General features: G+C 72.1%; 15 protein-coding genes. 8 read left to right on the plus strand and 7 right to left on the minus strand.

The window, feature by feature from the left end; genetic code table 11:
- Nucleotides 1-3: 3 nt before the first annotated feature.
- Genes BLT23_RS21880 through BLT23_RS21890 form a run of 3 tightly spaced genes read left to right on the plus strand, consistent with a single transcriptional unit; the run spans nucleotide 4 to nucleotide 3264 of the window.
- Nucleotides 4-870 (plus strand): dioxygenase family protein, encoded by an 867-nt coding sequence (locus tag BLT23_RS21880; protein WP_090051704.1) that lies wholly within the window; start codon nucleotides 4-6, stop codon nucleotides 868-870.
- Complete coding sequence (locus BLT23_RS21885) at nucleotides 855-1778, plus strand: quinone oxidoreductase family protein (RefSeq protein WP_090051705.1); 924 nt, start codon at nucleotides 855-857, stop codon at nucleotides 1776-1778. Before BLT23_RS21880 ends, BLT23_RS21885 begins: the two co-directional genes overlap by 16 nt.
- A 43-nt stretch (nucleotides 1779-1821) precedes the next feature.
- Nucleotides 1822-3264: an FAD-binding oxidoreductase gene (locus tag BLT23_RS21890; RefSeq protein WP_176946868.1), complete on the plus strand. Its 1443-nt coding sequence runs from the start codon at nucleotides 1822-1824 to the stop codon at nucleotides 3262-3264.
- Between the two features lie 18 nt (nucleotides 3265-3282).
- On the opposite strand, the gene BLT23_RS21895 is transcribed toward BLT23_RS21890, so the two are convergent.
- Nucleotides 3283-4194 (minus strand): S1 family peptidase, encoded by a 912-nt coding sequence (locus BLT23_RS21895; protein ID WP_090051707.1) that lies wholly within the window; start codon nucleotides 4192-4194, stop codon nucleotides 3283-3285.
- Nucleotides 4195-4551: 357 nt separating this feature from the next.
- Here BLT23_RS21895 and sigK point away from each other — a divergent pair, with 357 nt between their 5' ends.
- Nucleotides 4552-5154 (plus strand): ECF RNA polymerase sigma factor SigK, encoded by a 603-nt coding sequence (gene sigK, locus BLT23_RS21900; RefSeq protein ID WP_090051708.1) that lies wholly within the window; start codon nucleotides 4552-4554, stop codon nucleotides 5152-5154.
- On the plus strand, nucleotides 5151-5873 hold the full coding sequence (locus BLT23_RS21905; protein ID WP_090051709.1) for an anti-sigma factor: 723 nt from the start codon (nucleotides 5151-5153) through the stop codon (nucleotides 5871-5873). Before sigK ends, BLT23_RS21905 begins: the two co-directional genes overlap by 4 nt.
- A gap of 42 nt (nucleotides 5874-5915) precedes the next feature.
- Here BLT23_RS21905 and BLT23_RS21910 read toward each other — a convergent pair whose 3' ends face one another.
- Together BLT23_RS21910 and BLT23_RS21915 are read right to left on the minus strand one after the other, a co-directional pair.
- Entirely contained in the window at nucleotides 5916-8195 is a 2280-nt protein-coding gene (locus BLT23_RS21910; RefSeq protein ID WP_090051710.1) for a M28 family peptidase, read from the minus strand.
- A gap of 187 nt (nucleotides 8196-8382) precedes the next feature.
- On the minus strand, nucleotides 8383-9681 hold the full coding sequence (locus tag BLT23_RS21915; protein WP_090051711.1) for an MFS transporter: 1299 nt from the start codon (nucleotides 9679-9681) through the stop codon (nucleotides 8383-8385).
- A gap of 164 nt (nucleotides 9682-9845) precedes the next feature.
- Between BLT23_RS21915 and BLT23_RS21920 the strand changes: the two genes are divergently transcribed.
- Genes BLT23_RS21920 through BLT23_RS21930 form a run of 3 tightly spaced genes read left to right on the plus strand, consistent with a single transcriptional unit; the run spans nucleotide 9846 to nucleotide 11180 of the window.
- Entirely contained in the window at nucleotides 9846-10220 is a 375-nt protein-coding gene (locus BLT23_RS21920) for a hypothetical protein (protein ID WP_090051712.1), read from the plus strand.
- A complete protein-coding gene (locus BLT23_RS21925) occupies nucleotides 10213-10593 on the plus strand; it encodes a hypothetical protein (RefSeq protein WP_090051713.1) in 381 nt (126 codons plus the stop codon). Before BLT23_RS21920 ends, BLT23_RS21925 begins: the two co-directional genes overlap by 8 nt.
- A complete protein-coding gene (locus BLT23_RS21930) occupies nucleotides 10572-11180 on the plus strand; it encodes a class I SAM-dependent methyltransferase (RefSeq protein WP_245744088.1) in 609 nt (202 codons plus the stop codon). Before BLT23_RS21925 ends, BLT23_RS21930 begins: the two co-directional genes overlap by 22 nt.
- Here BLT23_RS21930 and BLT23_RS21935 read toward each other — a convergent pair.
- The 4 genes from BLT23_RS21935 to BLT23_RS21950 form a co-directional block, all read right to left on the minus strand.
- The gene (locus BLT23_RS21935; protein ID WP_342713685.1) at nucleotides 11167-12024 is read right to left on the minus strand and encodes an arsenic resistance protein; all 858 of its coding nucleotides are present in this window, start codon (nucleotides 12022-12024) and stop codon (nucleotides 11167-11169) included. The two genes, BLT23_RS21930 and BLT23_RS21935, sit on opposite strands and share 14 nt — an antisense overlap.
- Nucleotides 12025-12392: 368 nt before the next feature.
- Nucleotides 12393-12941, minus strand: coding sequence for a sarcosine oxidase subunit gamma (locus BLT23_RS21940; protein WP_090051716.1), 549 nt, complete (start codon nucleotides 12939-12941; stop codon nucleotides 12393-12395).
- A complete protein-coding gene (locus tag BLT23_RS21945) occupies nucleotides 12931-15705 on the minus strand; it encodes a 2Fe-2S iron-sulfur cluster-binding protein (protein WP_090051717.1) in 2775 nt (924 codons plus the stop codon). The genes BLT23_RS21940 and BLT23_RS21945 overlap by 11 nt, the downstream gene beginning before the upstream one ends.
- Complete coding sequence (locus tag BLT23_RS21950) at nucleotides 15702-15983, minus strand: sarcosine oxidase subunit delta (RefSeq protein WP_090051718.1); 282 nt, start codon at nucleotides 15981-15983, stop codon at nucleotides 15702-15704. Before BLT23_RS21950 ends, BLT23_RS21945 begins: the two co-directional genes overlap by 4 nt.
- Nucleotide 15984 lies beyond the last annotated feature (1 nt).

Consider the following 15984-nt stretch of genomic DNA (forward strand, 5'->3'; position numbering starts at 1 on the left):
GCAATGCAGCTCGTCACCGAGGACAACATCACCGAGCTCGCGCAACGGCGCTGGGCCACGGCGAAGGACCCGCGGACCGCGGAGCTGATGACCGCGCTCGTGCGGCACCTGCACGACTTCGCCCGCGAGGTGCGGCTCACCGAGGCCGAGTGGATGACCGCGGTCCAGTGGCTCACCGCGACCGGGCAGATCAGCGACGAGAAGCGCGAGGAGTTCATCCTGGCCTCGGACGTGCTCGGGCTGAGCATGCTGGTCGTGCAGATGAACCACCGGTTCGACCCGGCCGCGACCCCCGCCACGGTGCTCGGCCCGTTCCACATCGACGGCTCCCCCGAGCTGGAGTTCGGCGGTGACATGTCCGACGACGTCGAGGGAACCCCGCTCTACATCACCGGGAACGTGCGTTCGCTCGACGGGACGCCGGTGGCCGGTGCGGTGCTGGACGTCTGGCAGGCCGACGCCGAGGGCGCCTACGAGGCGCAGCTCGACGTCGACGAGGCGCGGCTGCGGGCGAAGTACCGCGCGCGGGAGGACGGCGCGTACTGCGTGCGGACGATCACGCCGAAGGGCTACTCGATCCCGATGGACGGACCGGTCGGCACCTTGATCGAGCAGACCGAGATCAGCCACTTCCGGCCTGCGCACGTGCACTTCCTGCTCACCGCGGAGGGCTTCGAGCCGCTGATCACGCACCTGTTCGAGGAGGGCGCCGAGTACCTCGACAGCGATGTCGTGTTCGGCACCAAGCAGGAGCTGGTGGTGCGGTTCGAGCAGCGCGAGCCGGGCACCGCGCCGGACGGCACGACGTGCGACGTGCCGTGGGTGGAGGCCCGCTACGACTTCGTGTTGCAGCCGTGCGCGCCGCGGTGATCACTCGTCCCGGTCAGCCCGCGTCCCTCGCTGACCGGGACGAGCCCTCCCCCGCTCCGGACGAGGTGGTCGTGGACGTGACGGCGGCGCCGATCACGCCCCTCGACCTGTTGTGCGCCACGGGGACGTCGTACTTCGGCGTTCCCGCGACGCCGTACGTGCCCGGCGTGCAGGGCGTCGGCACGGTCGGCGGGAGCGCGGTCTGGTTCCCGACGACGGCGGGCATGGGCGCCGGTGACGGGAGCATGGCCGCGCGGGCGGCCGTCCGGCGGGAGGACCTCGTCTTCCTGCCGGACGGCGCCGACCCCGTGGCACTGGCCGCGCTCGGGCTCTCCGCCGTCGCGGCGCACCGGGCGCTGACGTGGCGCGGTGAGCTGGCGCCCGGCGAGACCGTGATCGTGCTCGGCTGCGGTGCGGTCGGGCAGGCCGCGATCCAGCTCGCCCGGCTCGCCGGTGCCGGCCGGGTCGTGGCCGCGGCGCGGTCGGCGGCGAGCAGGGAACGGGCGCGGCGCGCCGGTGCGGACGCGGTGGTCGGGCTCGACGCCGACTTCACCGAGGTCGCGGCGGACGCGGATCTCCTGCTCGACCCGTTGTTCGGCGAGCCCGCCGCCGCGGCGGCACTGGCGCTGCGGCCGGGCGGGCGCTGGGTCAACCTCGGCGCGTCGGCCGGTGAGCACTGCCCGATCACGTCGTCGGTCCTGCGCAGCCGGTCGTTGCGGCTGTCCGGTTACACGAACAACGAGCTGACCCGGCAGCAACGCGCCGACTCGATCGCCACGATCGCCCGGCACGCGGTGCGGGGCGAGCTCGTGGTGGACCACGAGACGGTGCCGCTCGCCGATGTCACGGACGCGTGGACCCGGCAGGCCGGGGGCACGGCGAACGGCAGGATCGTGCTGGTCCCGTAGCTTCCGGGCGCGCGGGTGATCAAGTCGTGCCAGGATCGGCCGGGTGGATCGACGTGGGTTCCTGAAAGCCGCCGGACTGACCGGTGCCGGTGCCGTGCTCGCCGCCTGCACCGCCACCCCGCCACCGGGTTCCGCGCCACCGAGCACTCCGCCACCGTTTAGTTCGTCCGTTCCGAGTGGACCGCCGGACTGGGCGGCGCTGAGGGCGCGGCTGACCGGCGGGCTCGCGCTGCCCGACGGCGACGACTTCGCCTACCAGGGCTTCAACCCGGTGTGGAACAGCCGAAAGCCCGCCGCCGTCGCCCGTGTCGCCTCGGCCGCCGACGTGCAGGCGTGCGTCGAGGCCGTCCGGCTGCGCGCACCGATCGCGGCACGCAGCGGCGGACACAGCTACGCCGGGTACTCCACGCCGGAGAACGGCCTGCAGGTCGACCTGCGCGACCTCGCCGACGTCGAGGTGCTGCCCGGTGACCGGGTGCGCATCGGCGCGGGCGCCGCGCTCGGCGACGTGTCGCGCGTGCTCGCCGCGTCGGGCCGCTGCCTGCCCACCGGCACGTGCCCGTCCGTCGGCGTCGCGGGCCTCACGCTCGGCGGCGGCATCGGCGTCCTCACCCGCAAGTACGGCCTGACGTGCGACCACCTGGTCTCGGCGACCGTCGTCACGGCGGACGGCCGCCTCGTGACGGCGTCCGGGGAGCAGGAGCCCGACCTGTTCTGGGCGTTGCGCGGCGGAGGTGGCGGGAACTTCGGGATCGTCACCGAGTTCGTGTTCACCACGGTCCCGGCGCCGGAGGTCGCGGTCTTCACGCTGGAGTACCCCGCCGGCGCCGCGGCGGACGTCCTCGGCGCGTGGCAGTCGTGGCTGGCGGATGTGCCGGACGAGCTGTGGTCCAACCTCAACGTGCGCGGCGGCACCCCGCCGGCCTGCCGCGTCGTCGGGTGCTTCACCGGTTCGGCGGCCGCGCTGAACGGCCTGCTGTCCGGCCTGCCCGCGCCCTCCGGCCGGTTCGTCGAGCCGCGCGGGTGGACCGGTGCCGTGCAGTACTTCGCGGGCACCGGGATCGAGCACGAGTCGTTCGTGGCGTCGTCCCGGGTCGTGCGCGACCCGATCGCCGACCCCGCACGCGCCGTGGAGCTGATGGAGGGTCAGGCGAGCGAGTCGTACCTGATCTTCGACGGGCTGCGCGGCGCGGTGGCGCGCGTGGCACCGGACGCCACCGCGTTCCCGCACCGCGCGGCGCTCGCGTCCGCGCAGATCTACTTCAAGACACCGCCCTCGGGCGCGACGGAGACCGCCCGCGCCGTGGGGCAGGTGCGGGACGGCCTCGGCGCGCTCGTCGGCGACACCGGGTACGTCAACTACATCGACCCGAAGATGCCGAAGTGGGCGGAGGCGTACTACGGCGGCAACCTCGCGCGGCTGCGGGAAGTCGCGGCGAAGTACGACCCGGACGGGGTGTTCGAGTTCGCCCAAGCCGTGCGGTAGGTGTCCACTTCGGACTGGCTACGGGATGCGCGCGCCCACGGCGGCCAGCGCCTTCGTCACGGGCTGGAAGAACGTCACACCGCCGGTGCGGCAGTTGCCGCTGCCTCCCGAGGTGAGGCCGATGGCGTCGCCGTTGCGGGTGAACAGCGGACCGCCGCTGTCGCCGCCCTCCGCGCACACCGTCGTCTGGATCAGGCCGGTCACCCTGCCCTCGGGGTAGTTGACCGTGGCGTTGAGGCCGGTGACGCGACCGGACCTCAGGCCGGTCGTGCTGCCCATCCGCTCCACCTGCCTGCCGACCCGCGCCTCGGCGGCACGCCGGATCTGGACGGTCTGGCCGCGGCCGATGTCGACGACGCTGGGCGCGTTGACGTTGCGGTTGTTGTAGGTCAGCAGCGCGAAGTCGCCGTTGCCCGGGAAGGTGGACCGCACGACGGTGGCGGCCGGCTGACCGCCCGCGGCCAGCGAGAACTGCCGTCCGGCGCCGGTGCAGTGACCGGCGGTCAGCATCGCGCGGCGGTTGTCGTTCGTGACGACGTTGAAGCCCAGCGAGCAGCGGCTGCCCCCGGCGAAGATCGCGTCTCCCCCCTCGGCGAACAGCCGGAACTCGCCCGCCGCGCGCTCCAGCCGCACGCCGCGCCCCATCTTGTCCACAGTGGACTTCAGGGTGTCCCACCTCGCCCCGGTGACGGTGCTGTCGGCGGTGACCAGGACCTCGTTGGTGTCCGGGTCGACGGCCCACGCCGTGCCGGTCACGGAAGCCTTCTCCCGCAACGTCTCCGTGGCCTGGGTGGCCTTCTCCGGCGTCATCCGGTCGGCCGTCGCGGCGTAGCTCGCGGTGAACGTCGCCGCGGTGATCGCGACGGCGACGGCGCCGACGCTCGCCGCGATCACCTTGATCCGGCGTTTGTCGTCGTGGTGCCTGCCCATGTGTGCCCTTTCGTGAGTCCCGAAGGTCCACTCACCAAAGAGGTACGTACCGGGGGCCGTCCCGGTTGAGGTGATCACGTCCTGGCTGGCAGGACCTGTCTCAACAGCGGCCGCGGTCGGTGGCGCAGCCCAGGAGCAACGCCGTGGTCGCGGCCGCGAGCACGAAGTCTCCGCTGAGCGCGCACAGGCACGCCAGCGTCAACCACAGCAGCAGCCTCATGCACCGAGGTTAGGGACCGTACGACCGGGCCGCACCCGATTTGGGCAAGACTTGAGCAACCGGATGGATCCAGGACCGAACCGATCGGGCCTCCGCTCCGAACACCTCGTGTACAGCGCTCGAGGAGAGGGAGCCAGATGGCGAAGCGCGAGCGGACGTTGCAGAGCATCCCGCCCGGCGCGGGTGCTCCGGCCGGGCCGGAGGCCGACGACCTGCTGGCCCTCGTGGCGCGGGGCGACGAGGCCGCGTTCGAACGGCTCTACGACGTCGTGTCGGCGCCGGTGTTCGGGCTGGTCAGACGAGTCGTGCGGGACCAGGCGCAGTCGGAGGAGGTGTTCCAGGAGGTGATGCTCGAGGTGTGGCGGACGGCGACCAGGTTCGACCCCGGCAGGGGCAGGGCGATGACCTGGATCCTCACGCTGACGCACCGCCGTGCCGTGGACAGGGTCCGGTCGGCCCAGGCGGCGAGCACCCGTGAGGAGCACGCGGCACGGCTCGACCCGCACCGCCCGTTCGACGAGGTGAGCGAGCAGGTCTCCGGCCGGCTGGAGCAACGTCAGGTGCGCCGCTGCCTGAGCTTCCTGACCGGGTTGCAGCGCGAGTCGGTCGTGCTGGCCTACTACCAGGGCTACTCGTACCCGGAGGTGGCGAGCCTGCTCGGCCTGCCGCTCGGCACGGTGAAGACGCGCATGCGCGACGGCCTGATCCGGCTCCGCGACTGCATGGGGGTGACCGGATGAGGAGCACGTCAGCCGACCTGCACACGCTCACCGGCGCCTACGCCCTGAACGCGCTGTCCGGTCCCGAGCGCACGGCGTTCGAGACGCACCTGGCCCGGTGCGAGAGCTGTGCCACCGAGGTCGCGGAGCTCACGGCCACGGCCGCTCGTCTGGGCGCGGCGGTCGAGTTCGCACCGCCCGCGCACCTGAAGGACCGGGTGCTGGCCGCCGCCGCGGAGACCCGCCAGCTGTCCCCGCACACCCCGCGGCTTCCCCGCCCCCGCGGTCTCGGCAGGGCGGGAGGGGCGCTGCTCGCGGCGGCCTGCCTGGTCGCCGTCGCGTTCGTGGCGGTCGAGGTGTCCGGGTCCGGCCGGGACGACCAGCTCGCGCAGCTGTCCAGCCAGTACGGGCGGTTCTCCGACCTGCTGACCACCCCGGACGCGCGGATCTTCACCGGCACCGGGACGAACGGCGCCACCGGCACGGCGGTCATGTCGCCGAGCCGCAACGAGATGCTGTTCCTCGGCAAGGACCTGCCGTCGCCCTCCGGCGACCGGGTCTACCAGCTGTGGATGGTCAACGGCGAAGGCCCGCACTCGGCCGGCGTGCTGTCGTCCCCCACGGCGCCGATCGTGGCGAACGGGATTCCGGGCGCGGAGCGGGTCGCGCTCACGCTGGAACCGCGCGGAGGCTCACCGGTCCCGACCGGCGATCCCGTCGTCGAGATCAAGCTCGCGTGAGGACGGTGGGCTCCCGGCCGTGCGCCGGGAGCCCACCGCGGCTCACGGCGTGAGGTTCACGCCCCACGTGTCGATCCTGCCGGTGTCGAACGCCGCGTGGTCGCGGACGCGGAGCTTCCACGTGCCGTTCGGCGCCTCACCGGACAGGTTGACCGAGTAGGTGCGGTCGATGTTGTCCGTGCTGCCGCCGCTGCGGTCGTGCAGCGGGTACACCGAGCCGTCCGGGGCGACCAGGGACACCGTCAGGTCACCGATGTAGGTGTGGACGATCCGCACGGTCACCACGGAGGCCGCCGACGGGGTCGCGGAGCACCCGGAGATCACGACGTCGCTGTCGACCGCGGAGCCCGCGTCCGGGATGGTGACGTCGTTCGGGTTGGTGCCGGAGCAGGTGCCGCCACCGCCGCCCGTGACGGTCAGGGTGTAGGTCGCGGTGCGCGTTCCGGTGCCCGTCGCGGTGACCGTGACCGGGTAGGTGCCCGCCGCGACCGACGCCGTCGTGCTGATCGTCAGCGTCGAGGAGCCGCCGGTCGTGACGGACGCCGGGCTGAACGAGGCCGTCGCGCCGGAGGGCAGTCCGGACGCCGCCAGCTGCACGGTCTGCGGGTCACCGCTCACGGTCTGGGTGCCGACGCTCGCCGACACCGCCGACCCCGCCGCCACCGAACCGGACGACGGCGTCACCGACACCGAGAACTCGGCACCGGGTGTGCCTTCGGCGACCGCCGACTTCCACAGCGTGTACGCGATGCCGTCGGCCGCGCGGTTGATGTGGGTGTCACTGATGTTCGCGGTCGTGTCGCACGACGAGTGGTAGCAGGGGTCGAACGCGCCGCCGGACGTGCCGCCCCACTTGGCCGCCTGCGCCGCGGTCTTGCGGGCGCTCGCGCCCATCGCGTAGCCGGACGCCGGGATGCCCGCGTTGGTGAAGGACGCGTCGTCGGACCGGTTGCGGCCCTCGGTGTTCTCCTCCGGCTGCAGGCCGAGCGAGTCCCAGTACGCCTTCATGTGCGCGGACTGCGCGCTGGAGATGTTGTTGATGAAGTAGCCGCCGTTGACCGAGCCGACCATGTCGAAGTTGAAGTAGGTCTTGATCTTCGCGCGTTCGGTGGACGGGAGCTGCGAGACGTAGAAGCGCGAGCCGTTGAGGCCCTGCTCCTCGTCGGTCCACCAGGCGAACCGGACCTTGTTGAGCATCGACGGGTTGAGCCGCGACAGCACGAGCGCGGTCTCCAGCAGCGCCGACGAGCCCGACGCGTTGTCGTTGATGCCGTTGCCCGCGGACACGCCGTCGAGGTGGGCGCCGAACATGTAGACGTTGTTCGCGTTGCCGCCGGGCCACTCCGCGATCACGTTCGGGCCCGCGCCGCTCGAACAGCCGGACGTGCAGGGCTGCTCGGTCACCGTGTACCCGGCCGCGGTGAGCTTGTCCTTCACGTAGGCGACCGACGCGCGGTAGCCCGCCGTCGTCGAGCGCCGGTTGCCGCCGTTCTGCGAGGCGATCGTGCCGAACTGGGCGAGGTGCTGCTTGACCGCCGCGATGTCGATGTCGGGGATCTGCGGACCGGTGCCGCCGGTGACGGTGAGCGTGTAGGTCGCGGTCCGCGTGGCGATGCCCGCGGCGCGCACGGTGATCGGGTACGTGCCCGACGAGATCGTGGTGGCGGTGCTGACCGAGAGCGTCGAGGAGCCGCCGGTCGTGACGGAGGCCGGGCTGAACGACGCGGTGGCACCGGCGGGCAGGCCGGTGGCGGTCAGCTGCACGGTCTGCGCCTGGCCGGACGTGACCTGCGTCTGGACCGTCGCGGTCGCGGCCGAGCCCGCCACCACGGAGCCGGTGGCCGGCGTGACGCCGACGGAGAAGTCGTCGGCGGGCGTGGCACCGCCGAGGTTGAGCGTCCAGGAGTCGATGCGGCCGGTGTCGCTGGCCGCGTTGTCGTTGACCCTCAGCTTCCAGGTGCCGTTCGCGGTCTCGCTCGACAGGTCGACGGTGTAGGTCTGGTCGATGTTGTCGGCGGACCCGCCCGTCCGGTTGTGCAGGACGTAGGCGGAGCCGTCCGGAGCGACCAGGCTGACCTGGAGGTCGCCGATGTAGGTGTGGATGATCCGCACGGGGACCGTGGCGGTGGCCGAGGGCGTGGCCGCGCAGTCGGAGATGGTGACCGGGGACTCGACGGTGGCGTTGTCGACGATCGCCACGGTGCCGGTGCTGGTGCCGGAGCAGCCCGCGAGGGAGGCGGGAGCGGCGGAGGCGGGGACGGCCAGCGCCGCGACGACGGTCGCGACCAGGGCTGTGGCGAGCAGGGATCTTCTTCTTCGCACGATCGGGCTCCTTCACGGGGATCGCGGAGAACGCAGGGTGAGGTGACCGTAGCCGCGGCGGGGACGGCCGACATCCGGTCGTTCGGATGGTTGCGGCCGTTGACGTTGACCGCGGCGGCCCGGGGCGACCACCGCGTGCGCGCGTGCTGGTCGTCGACCATCTCAAGACGCGTGACCGGGGAATTCTCTAGGGCCAGCGGGTGTGGTGGTCGTCGATGCGGAACTCGTGCGCGTGGGACCACCCGCCGCCGACCGGCACCGCGTCGCGCAGGTGCTCGTGGTGCGGGTCCAGGTCGCGGTGGTCGTGCTCGACGACCTCCGGGTCGTGCTCCGGCCAGACGCGCAGCGCCGTCACCACACCGGCGGCCGCGACCGAGGCCAGTGCCAGGAACGCCGCCGCCGTGCCCGCGACCGTCGCCACCCACCCGGCCAGCGGGTAGCAGAGCAGCCAGCAGGCGTGCGACAGGGCGAAGTCCGCGGCGAACAGCGCGGGCCGGTCCGCCGGACCCGCCGAGCGGCGCAGCAGGCGGGCGCCGGGCGTCAACGCGAGCGAGCAGCAGGCGCCGATCACCGCCCACAGCACCAGCAGCACCTGCCAGCTCCAGACGACCGAACCCACCAGCAGCACGGCGACCAGCGCCACGGCCGCCCGCGTCACGATCACGCGGTCCGGCCAGCGGTCCAGCAGGCTCGGCAGGACGAGTGCCGCCGCGAGGGAACCGGCGCCGTTCACCGCCAGGGCGACCGCGACGTCCGAGGCGTCACGGCCGAGGCCGTCCCGTACGGCCGAGACGGTGTTCACGAAGACCATCGACCCGGCGGCGGCCGCGGTCAGGTGCACGGCGAGCAGACCGCGCAGCCGTGGCGTGGCGAGGTAGGCGCGGATGCCGTGCGCGTCGTACCGCTTGCGAGGCAACGACTTCGGCACGACGGCGGAGATCACGAGCAGGGCCGACGCGGCGAAACCGAGCGCGGTGCCGAGGAACAGCTGGTGGAAGCTCACCAGCGTCAGCGCGGCGGCGGCCAGTGCGGGGCTGAGCAGCCCCTCCAGGTCGTAAGCCGTGCGGGACAGCGTGACGGCGCGGGTGTAGTCGCGTTCGTCGGGCAGCAGGTCGGGAATGGTCGCCTGGAACAACGGCGTGAACGCCGCCGAGGCCGACTGCAGCACGAAGATCAGGACGTAGACGTGCCAGATCTCCCCCGCCCACGGCAGTGCCGCCGCCACCGCGACCCGCACCAGGTCGAGCGCGACCAGCACCGCTCTGCGCGGCAACGAGCAGAGCAGGGCCGTCGCGACGGGCGCCACGCCGACGTAGGCGACCATCTTGATCGCGAGCGCCGTGCCGAGGACGGCTCCCGCTCCCGGCCCGGCGAGGTCGTGGGCCAGCAGACCCAGCGCGACGGTGGCGAGGCCGGTCCCGGTGAGTGCGACGACCTGAGCGCCGAACAAATGCCGGTAGGCCGAATTGCGCAGCACGGAAATCACCGCGGAACTATAAGTTCGGAAACAGGTTTGCGTCGACGCTGCAACAGCAATTCCGTGGCAACAGCACAATACGATTAATTGCACATTCCCCTCACCGCGAACCGCTGACCGGCGATGTGACACCATCAGCGCCGTACGACCGCTCTTCCCGGGAAACGAGCCTGATGATCGACGTGTTGCCGACGGTGCTGACCGTCCTCGCCCTGGCCGGCGCCGCCTGGTCGGTGGTGCTGATCGTGCGGAACCAGCCGCTGCTGCCGTTCACGACCGCCAAGCGCGGCCTGCTCGCACTGCTGGCGGTGCTCGAGGCCGGACTGTTCGTCCAGGCCGTCATCGGGCTCGGGCAGATCATGTCCAGGGAGATCGACCGGCTGTCGTTCGCCGGCTACCTGATCGGCGCCGCGGTGGTCGTCCCGGTCGCCGTCGTGTGGGCGGCGGGCGAACGCACCCGCTGGAGCGGCGGTGTCCTCGCGGTCGGGTGCCTCGCCATCCCGGTCATGGTCCTGCGCCTCGGCCAGATCTGGGCGGGACATGCCTGAGGCGACCACCCGCCAGGGACCGGGGCGGATGCTGATCACGGTCTACGGCATCTTCGCGCTCGCCGCGACGGCGCGCTCCGCCGTCCAGCTGATCTCGCGCTTCGACGAGGCGCCGGTCGCGTACCTGCTGTCCGCGTTCGCGGCGGTCGTGTACGTGGTGGCGACGATCACCCTGGCACGCGACTCGCGCCGGGTGGCGTTCGTCGCGTGCGCCATCGAGCTGACCGGCGTGATCACGGTCGGGCTGGTGAGCCTGGTCGTGCCGGAGGCGTTCCCGGACGCCACGGTGTGGTCGTTCTTCGGCATCGGGTACGGGTTCATCCCGCTGGTGCTGCCGGTGCTGGGGCTGTGGTGGCTGCGCAAGACGGCGTGACCTACGACGAGGCTTTCTGGGACGCGCAGGCGGCGGCGTTCGACGACGAGCCCGACCACGGGCTGCGTGACGCGCGGATCCGGGACGCCTGGGCGGCGTTGCTGCTCCCGCTGATGCCGGGGCCGGGCTCCTCGGTCGCCGACCTGGGCTGCGGAACGGGCAGCCTCTCGGTCCTGCTCGCCGCGGCCGGGCACCGGGTGAGCGGCCTGGACTTCTCGGCGCGGATGGTCGGCGCGGCACGGGCCAAGGCCGCCGCAGCCGGGGTCACCGCGGACTTCACCACGGGCGACGCCGCCGAGCCGCCGTACGAGGACGCGTCGTTCGACGTCGTGCTGGTGCGGCACGTGCTGTGGACGCTCCCCGACCCGGCGGCGGCCGTGCGCGAGTGGACGCGGCTGCTGCGGCCGGACGGCGTGCTGGTGCTCGTCGAGGGCCACTGGTCGACCGGTTCGGGCCTGCCGTCGGACCGCACGCGCGACCTGGTCCTCGCCGTGCGCGAGGAGGCCGTCCTCACCCGTCTCGACGACCCGGCGTTGTGGGGCGGGGAGATCGCGGACGAGCGCTACCTCGTCGTCAGCGCGCGCTGACCAGGCGCGGGACCAGCCGCACGTACACGACCATGCCGACGACCTCGACCAGCGTCTGCGTCACCACGACCACGGCCGCGAGGTCACCGGGCACGGCGAGCGCGAGCGGCAGCACGACCAGCGAGTTGCGGGTGGCGCCGGTGAACACGACCGCCCGGCTCTCGGGCACGCCGAGGCGGAACAGCCGCGCGACGCCGAGCCCGAGGAACGCCATCACCACCAGGAACACCACGTAGAACGGCACGACCCCGGCCACCACCGCCAGGTCGCCGAGCTTCGGCACCTGCGAGGCCACCACGGTGAACAGCGTCACGGCCATCAGCGGCACCATCGTCGTGCTCATCACGTCCACGACCCGGCTCGACCGCTGGGTGAGCCACGCGAGTGCCAGCGGAATCGCGATCAGCACCACGAACGCCTCGATGAACGGACCCGGTTCGACGACGTCCAAACCGGACCCGAGGAACAGCATCAGAAAAACGGGCAACAACAGCATTTGCGCGATCAGCAACAACGGCGTGGCGGCGAGCAGACGGCGGTTGTCGCCACCCGCCAGTCCGCTGAAGACGATGACGTAGTCGACGCACGGCGCCAGCAGCACCAGCAGGACGCCCAGCCGCACGGCCTGGTCGGCGGGCAGGAACGCGAGCATCGCGGCCACGACCAGCGGCACCACGGCGAAGTTCACCACCAGTGCGGCGGCGAGGAAACGGCCCGACCGCAGCGAACGGCCCAGTTCGGCCACCGGTACCTGGAGGAACGTGACGTAGAGCAGGACGGCGAGCACCGGGTTGATGGCGTGCTCCAGCCACGGACCGGCGTCCGGCATCGCCAAACCAGCCACTGCACCTGCCACCAAGGCGCCCAGGTACACAGCGACCTGATGGCGTTCCGCACTCGCGACGAACGACACGACACCTCCTGATCGACCGACCAGGACGATACGCACCGGCCACGCGGGTTCCGGCCTGCGGTTCGCCGACGCCGCCGAAGCACGCTCCCAGAAACGCTGTCCGTAACCCCTCTGCCCCGCTCGCAACTCTCTTTCGTGTTTCCCTTACCGCACGCGGGGCCCCTTCGTTCGCGTGGTTAGTACGCGGGGCCCCCGCGTACTAAAGCCACGTCACGCGGAGGAGGTGGGGATCGCTGACGGGTGACACTCGGGAGGGTGTGTGGCGGGCAGAGGTAGGAGAGAGTCTCTGGGGCGCAGCGTCAGAGGTACTCGGTGGCCGCGTCGCAGAGCCAGGCCGCCAGGTAGCCCGCGAACGACGACCGCACCAGCAGCGTGACGCGGTCACCGTCCCTCACCTGCAGGATGACTCCCGTCCTGGCGAGCAGCGTCTGCACGCAAGTGCCGGCGGGAGCCGCAGCCGGGTGCAGGTCCACGGCACATCCGTGAGCCAGCACGTCCCGGACGTGCGGCCCCTCCAGGTCCACCGCCGTGCGTTGAGCCGAAGTGTCCACAACGGACCCTCGCGAAGAGCCGAGCGCGCCACGCACCACCTCCTCGTTCACCCCCTCCGGGGCCACGACCAGGAACTCGTCCGGTCCGAGCCAGAGCACCTCGGCACCGGCGCCGGACGTGAACGTGCACGGGACGGCCGGGAAGCCGACGCCCAGCGTCTCCCCCAGTGCCGACGGGTCCGCGGTCCGCACGGTCAGCTGGGTGCGGAACGGCCGTTCGGCCGCGGTCAGCGCGGGGGCGAGCGCCGCCAGCCGGTCGGTCCAGGCGGCCAGCAGGCTGGTCAGGTCAGCCGTCACGGCGGGCCCCTTCCCGGTCGTACAGCACGGACTCGGTGACGGTGACCGGGACGAGGTCGTCGCCCACCGGCACGTAGAGGGTGTCGCCGACGCGGTCGCGGCCGGACCGCACGAGCGCCAGCGCGAAGGTGCGACCCAGGGCGGCGCTCGGGTAGCTGGACGTGACGTGGCCCAGCATCGGGACGGGCGGGGGCGGCAGCTCACGAGTCCCGACGATCTGCGAGCCCTCCGGCAGCAGCACCTCCGGGTCGACGGGCAGCAGGCCGACGAGTTGTTTGCGGTCCGGCCGGAGGTTTTCCGGACGTGCGAACGACCGCTTGCCGATGAAGTCCGGCTTCTTCTTGGACACGACCCACGACATGCCGAGGTCTTGCGGCGTCACGGTGGCGTCGGTCTCCTGGCCGATGATCGGGTAGCCCTTCTCGGCGCGGAGCACGTGCATGGTCTCCGTGCCGTACGGCGTGATCCCGTACGGCTCCCCCGCCGCGATCAGCGCTTCCCAGACGGCGAGGCCGTGCCAGGCGGTCACGTTGATCTCGTAGGCCAGCTCGCCGGAGAAGCTGATCCGGCACACCCGAGCGGGCACCCCGGCGATGGTCGTGTCACGCCACGTCATGAACTCGAACGCCGCGGCACTGACGTCCAGTTCCGGTGCGACCGCGGCCAGGACGTCCCGGGATCGCGGGCCCACCAGCGGGATCGTGGCCCAGTGGTCGGTGACGGACGTGCAGTGCACGTCGAGGTGCGGCCACTCCGTCTGCAGCCACTCCTCCATCCAGTCGAGGACCTTGGCGGCGTTGCCGGTGGTCGTGGTGACGAGCCAGCGCTCCTCGCCGATCCGGATCACCGTGCCGTCGTCGATCACCATGCCGTCCACGCCGCACATCACGCCGTAGCGGATGCGGCCGACCTTCAGGGTGCTCATCATGTTGGTGTAGAGCAGGTCCAGGAACTTCCCGGCGTCGCTGCCCTGCACGTCGATCTTGCCGAGCGTGGAGCCGTCCATCAGGGCGACACCCTCGCGCGCGGCCCGGCATTCGCGCAGCACGGCCGCGTGCCGGTCCTCACCGGGTTTCGGGTAGTACCAGGGGCGTTTCCACTGGCCGACGTCCTCGAACAACGCGCCGTGCGCGACGTGCCACGGGTGGATCGGCGTGACGCGGACCGGGTCGTGCAGCTCGCCGCGGTCGCGTCCGGCCAGTGCGGCGAACGACACCGGGGTGTACGGCGGGCGGAACGTCGTGGGCCGCTGGTCGGCGAGATCCACGCCCAGCGCCTCGGCCACGATGCCCGCGGCGATCATCCCGGACGTCTTGCCCTGGTCGTGGGCGGTGCCGATGGTGGTGTACCGCTTGATGTGCTCCAACGACCGCAGACCCGCACCGGTCGCGCGCAGCACGTCCGTGACGGTCGCATCCCGTTGCAGGTCGACGAAACTGGCGTTGTCGTCACCGGGAACGCGCCACAGCACCAACCCCGGTTCCTCGGTGCGCCATGCGTCGGATGCGGGAACCGCCACCTCGTTCGCGGAACCGACGGACTCCTGTCCCTGGCGCACGCAGGCCGCCAGGTCGAACTCGCCGGTGGCGGCCCCGGCGACCCGGACGGTCGGCAGCTCCTCCCCCGGTACGAACGCGCCCAGCCCGCCGTCGTAGCGCAGCGTCCCGCGGGCCTGGCTGAACAGGCTCACCACGGGGTTCCAGCCGCCGGAGACCAGCAGCGTGTCGCACGGCACCAGCTCGTCGCCGACGCGTGCCGCGGTGACGCGCCGATCGCCTTCGGTCCCGGTCACCTGCCCCACTCGCACCTCGATGCCCCTGGCCGCGCACTCGGCGGCGAGTCCGGCGGGAGGTTCCGGCCGTGCGTCGAGCAGCAGGGGAACGTCCACACCGGACTGTGCGAGGTCCAGCGCGGCGAGGTAGGCGCTGTCGTTCGTGGCGAACACGACGGCCCGCGATCCGGGTAGGACTCCGTAGCGGTGCAAGAAAGTTCTGGCCGCCGACGCCAGCATGACGCCGGGCCGGTCGTTGTCCGGGAAGACGACCGGGCGTTCGTGGGCACCGGTCGCCAGCACGGTCCGCTTGGTCCTGATCCGCCAGACTCGTTGGCGTGCACGGGAAGCGGGCGCGGCGAAGCCGAGGTGGTCGGTGCGCTTCTGCAACGCCAGCACGAACCCGTCCTGGTACAGGCCGAACGCGGTGGTCCGCTGCAACACCAGCACGTCCGACGTGTTCTCCAGCTCGGCGACGACCTCGGCGACCCACCGGGCCGTGCTCGGGTCGTCCACGCCCAGCACCGCGCCACCGGCCTGGTTCTGCTCGTCCACCAGCACGACACGGGCACCGCTGCGCGCGGCCGTCAGCGCGGCGGCGAGACCGGCCGGTCCGGCACCGACCACGAGCACGTCGCAGTGCACGTGCTTGGCGTCGTAGCGCGCCGGGTCCGGTTCGGCGGCCAGCTTCCCCTGTCCCGCGAGGCCACGCGCCACCAGACCGTCGAACAGCTCGACGGTCGTCGCGAGCAGCATCGGTTCCGGGAACGGCGTCTCGACCTGTACCAACGAGGTCGGGTCCTCCGAACCCGCCGCGACGATCCCGCGCGGGCGGCCGAGCTTCACGCTGCCGCCGATCTCGTGCACGCCGTGGGCGAGCAAGGCGGACGCGAGCGTGTCGCCGGGGTGCCCGGTCAGCTCCTGACCGTTGAAGGTGAAGCGCAGCACGGTGTCCCGGTCGACCGCGCCGCCGGTGGGCCTGCGGAACGTCATGCGGTGACCTCCGGCGCCGGTTCCCCCGCGCGGTAGACGGCGAGCAGCTCGTGGGTGCGGGTGTCGCGGACGGCGTTGAACCACCGGCGGCACCCGGCGCTGTGGCTCCAGCGCTCGGCGAACGGGCCGCTCGGGTTCTCGCGGAAGAACACGTACCGTGCCCACTCCTCGTCCGACAGCGCCGACGGGTCCTCCGGGTAGGCGACGTGGGCTTGGCCGCCGTAGCGGAACTCGGCTTCCTCGCGCGGCCCGCACCAGGGACACGGGATGAGCTGCATG

Origin of the sequence: Lentzea fradiae (assembly GCF_900100955.1) — a bacterium.
In the GTDB taxonomy this organism is placed as follows: domain Bacteria; phylum Actinomycetota; class Actinomycetes; order Mycobacteriales; family Pseudonocardiaceae; genus Lentzea; species Lentzea fradiae.

What these genes read in the sequence shown, in the direction of transcription:
- BLT23_RS21905 (WP_090051709.1), top strand. Translation starts at nt 5,151, where the DNA reads ATGAGGAGCACGTCAGCCGACCTGCACACGCTCACCGGCGCCTACGCC.
- BLT23_RS21920 (WP_090051712.1), top strand. Translation starts at nt 9,846, where the DNA reads ATGATCGACGTGTTGCCGACGGTGCTGACCGTCCTCGCCCTGGCCGGC.
- BLT23_RS21925 (WP_090051713.1), top strand. Translation starts at nt 10,213, where the DNA reads ATGCCTGAGGCGACCACCCGCCAGGGACCGGGGCGGATGCTGATCACG.
- BLT23_RS21945 (WP_090051717.1), bottom strand. Translation starts at nt 15,705, where the DNA reads ATGACGTTCCGCAGGCCCACCGGCGGCGCGGTCGACCGGGACACCGTG.
- BLT23_RS21895 (WP_090051707.1), bottom strand. Translation starts at nt 4,194, where the DNA reads ATGGGCAGGCACCACGACGACAAACGCCGGATCAAGGTGATCGCGGCG.
- BLT23_RS21950 (WP_090051718.1), bottom strand. Translation starts at nt 15,983, where the DNA reads ATGCAGCTCATCCCGTGTCCCTGGTGCGGGCCGCGCGAGGAAGCCGAG.
- sigK (WP_090051708.1), top strand. Translation starts at nt 4,552, where the DNA reads ATGGCGAAGCGCGAGCGGACGTTGCAGAGCATCCCGCCCGGCGCGGGT.
- BLT23_RS21880 (WP_090051704.1), top strand. Translation starts at nt 4, where the DNA reads ATGCAGCTCGTCACCGAGGACAACATCACCGAGCTCGCGCAACGGCGC.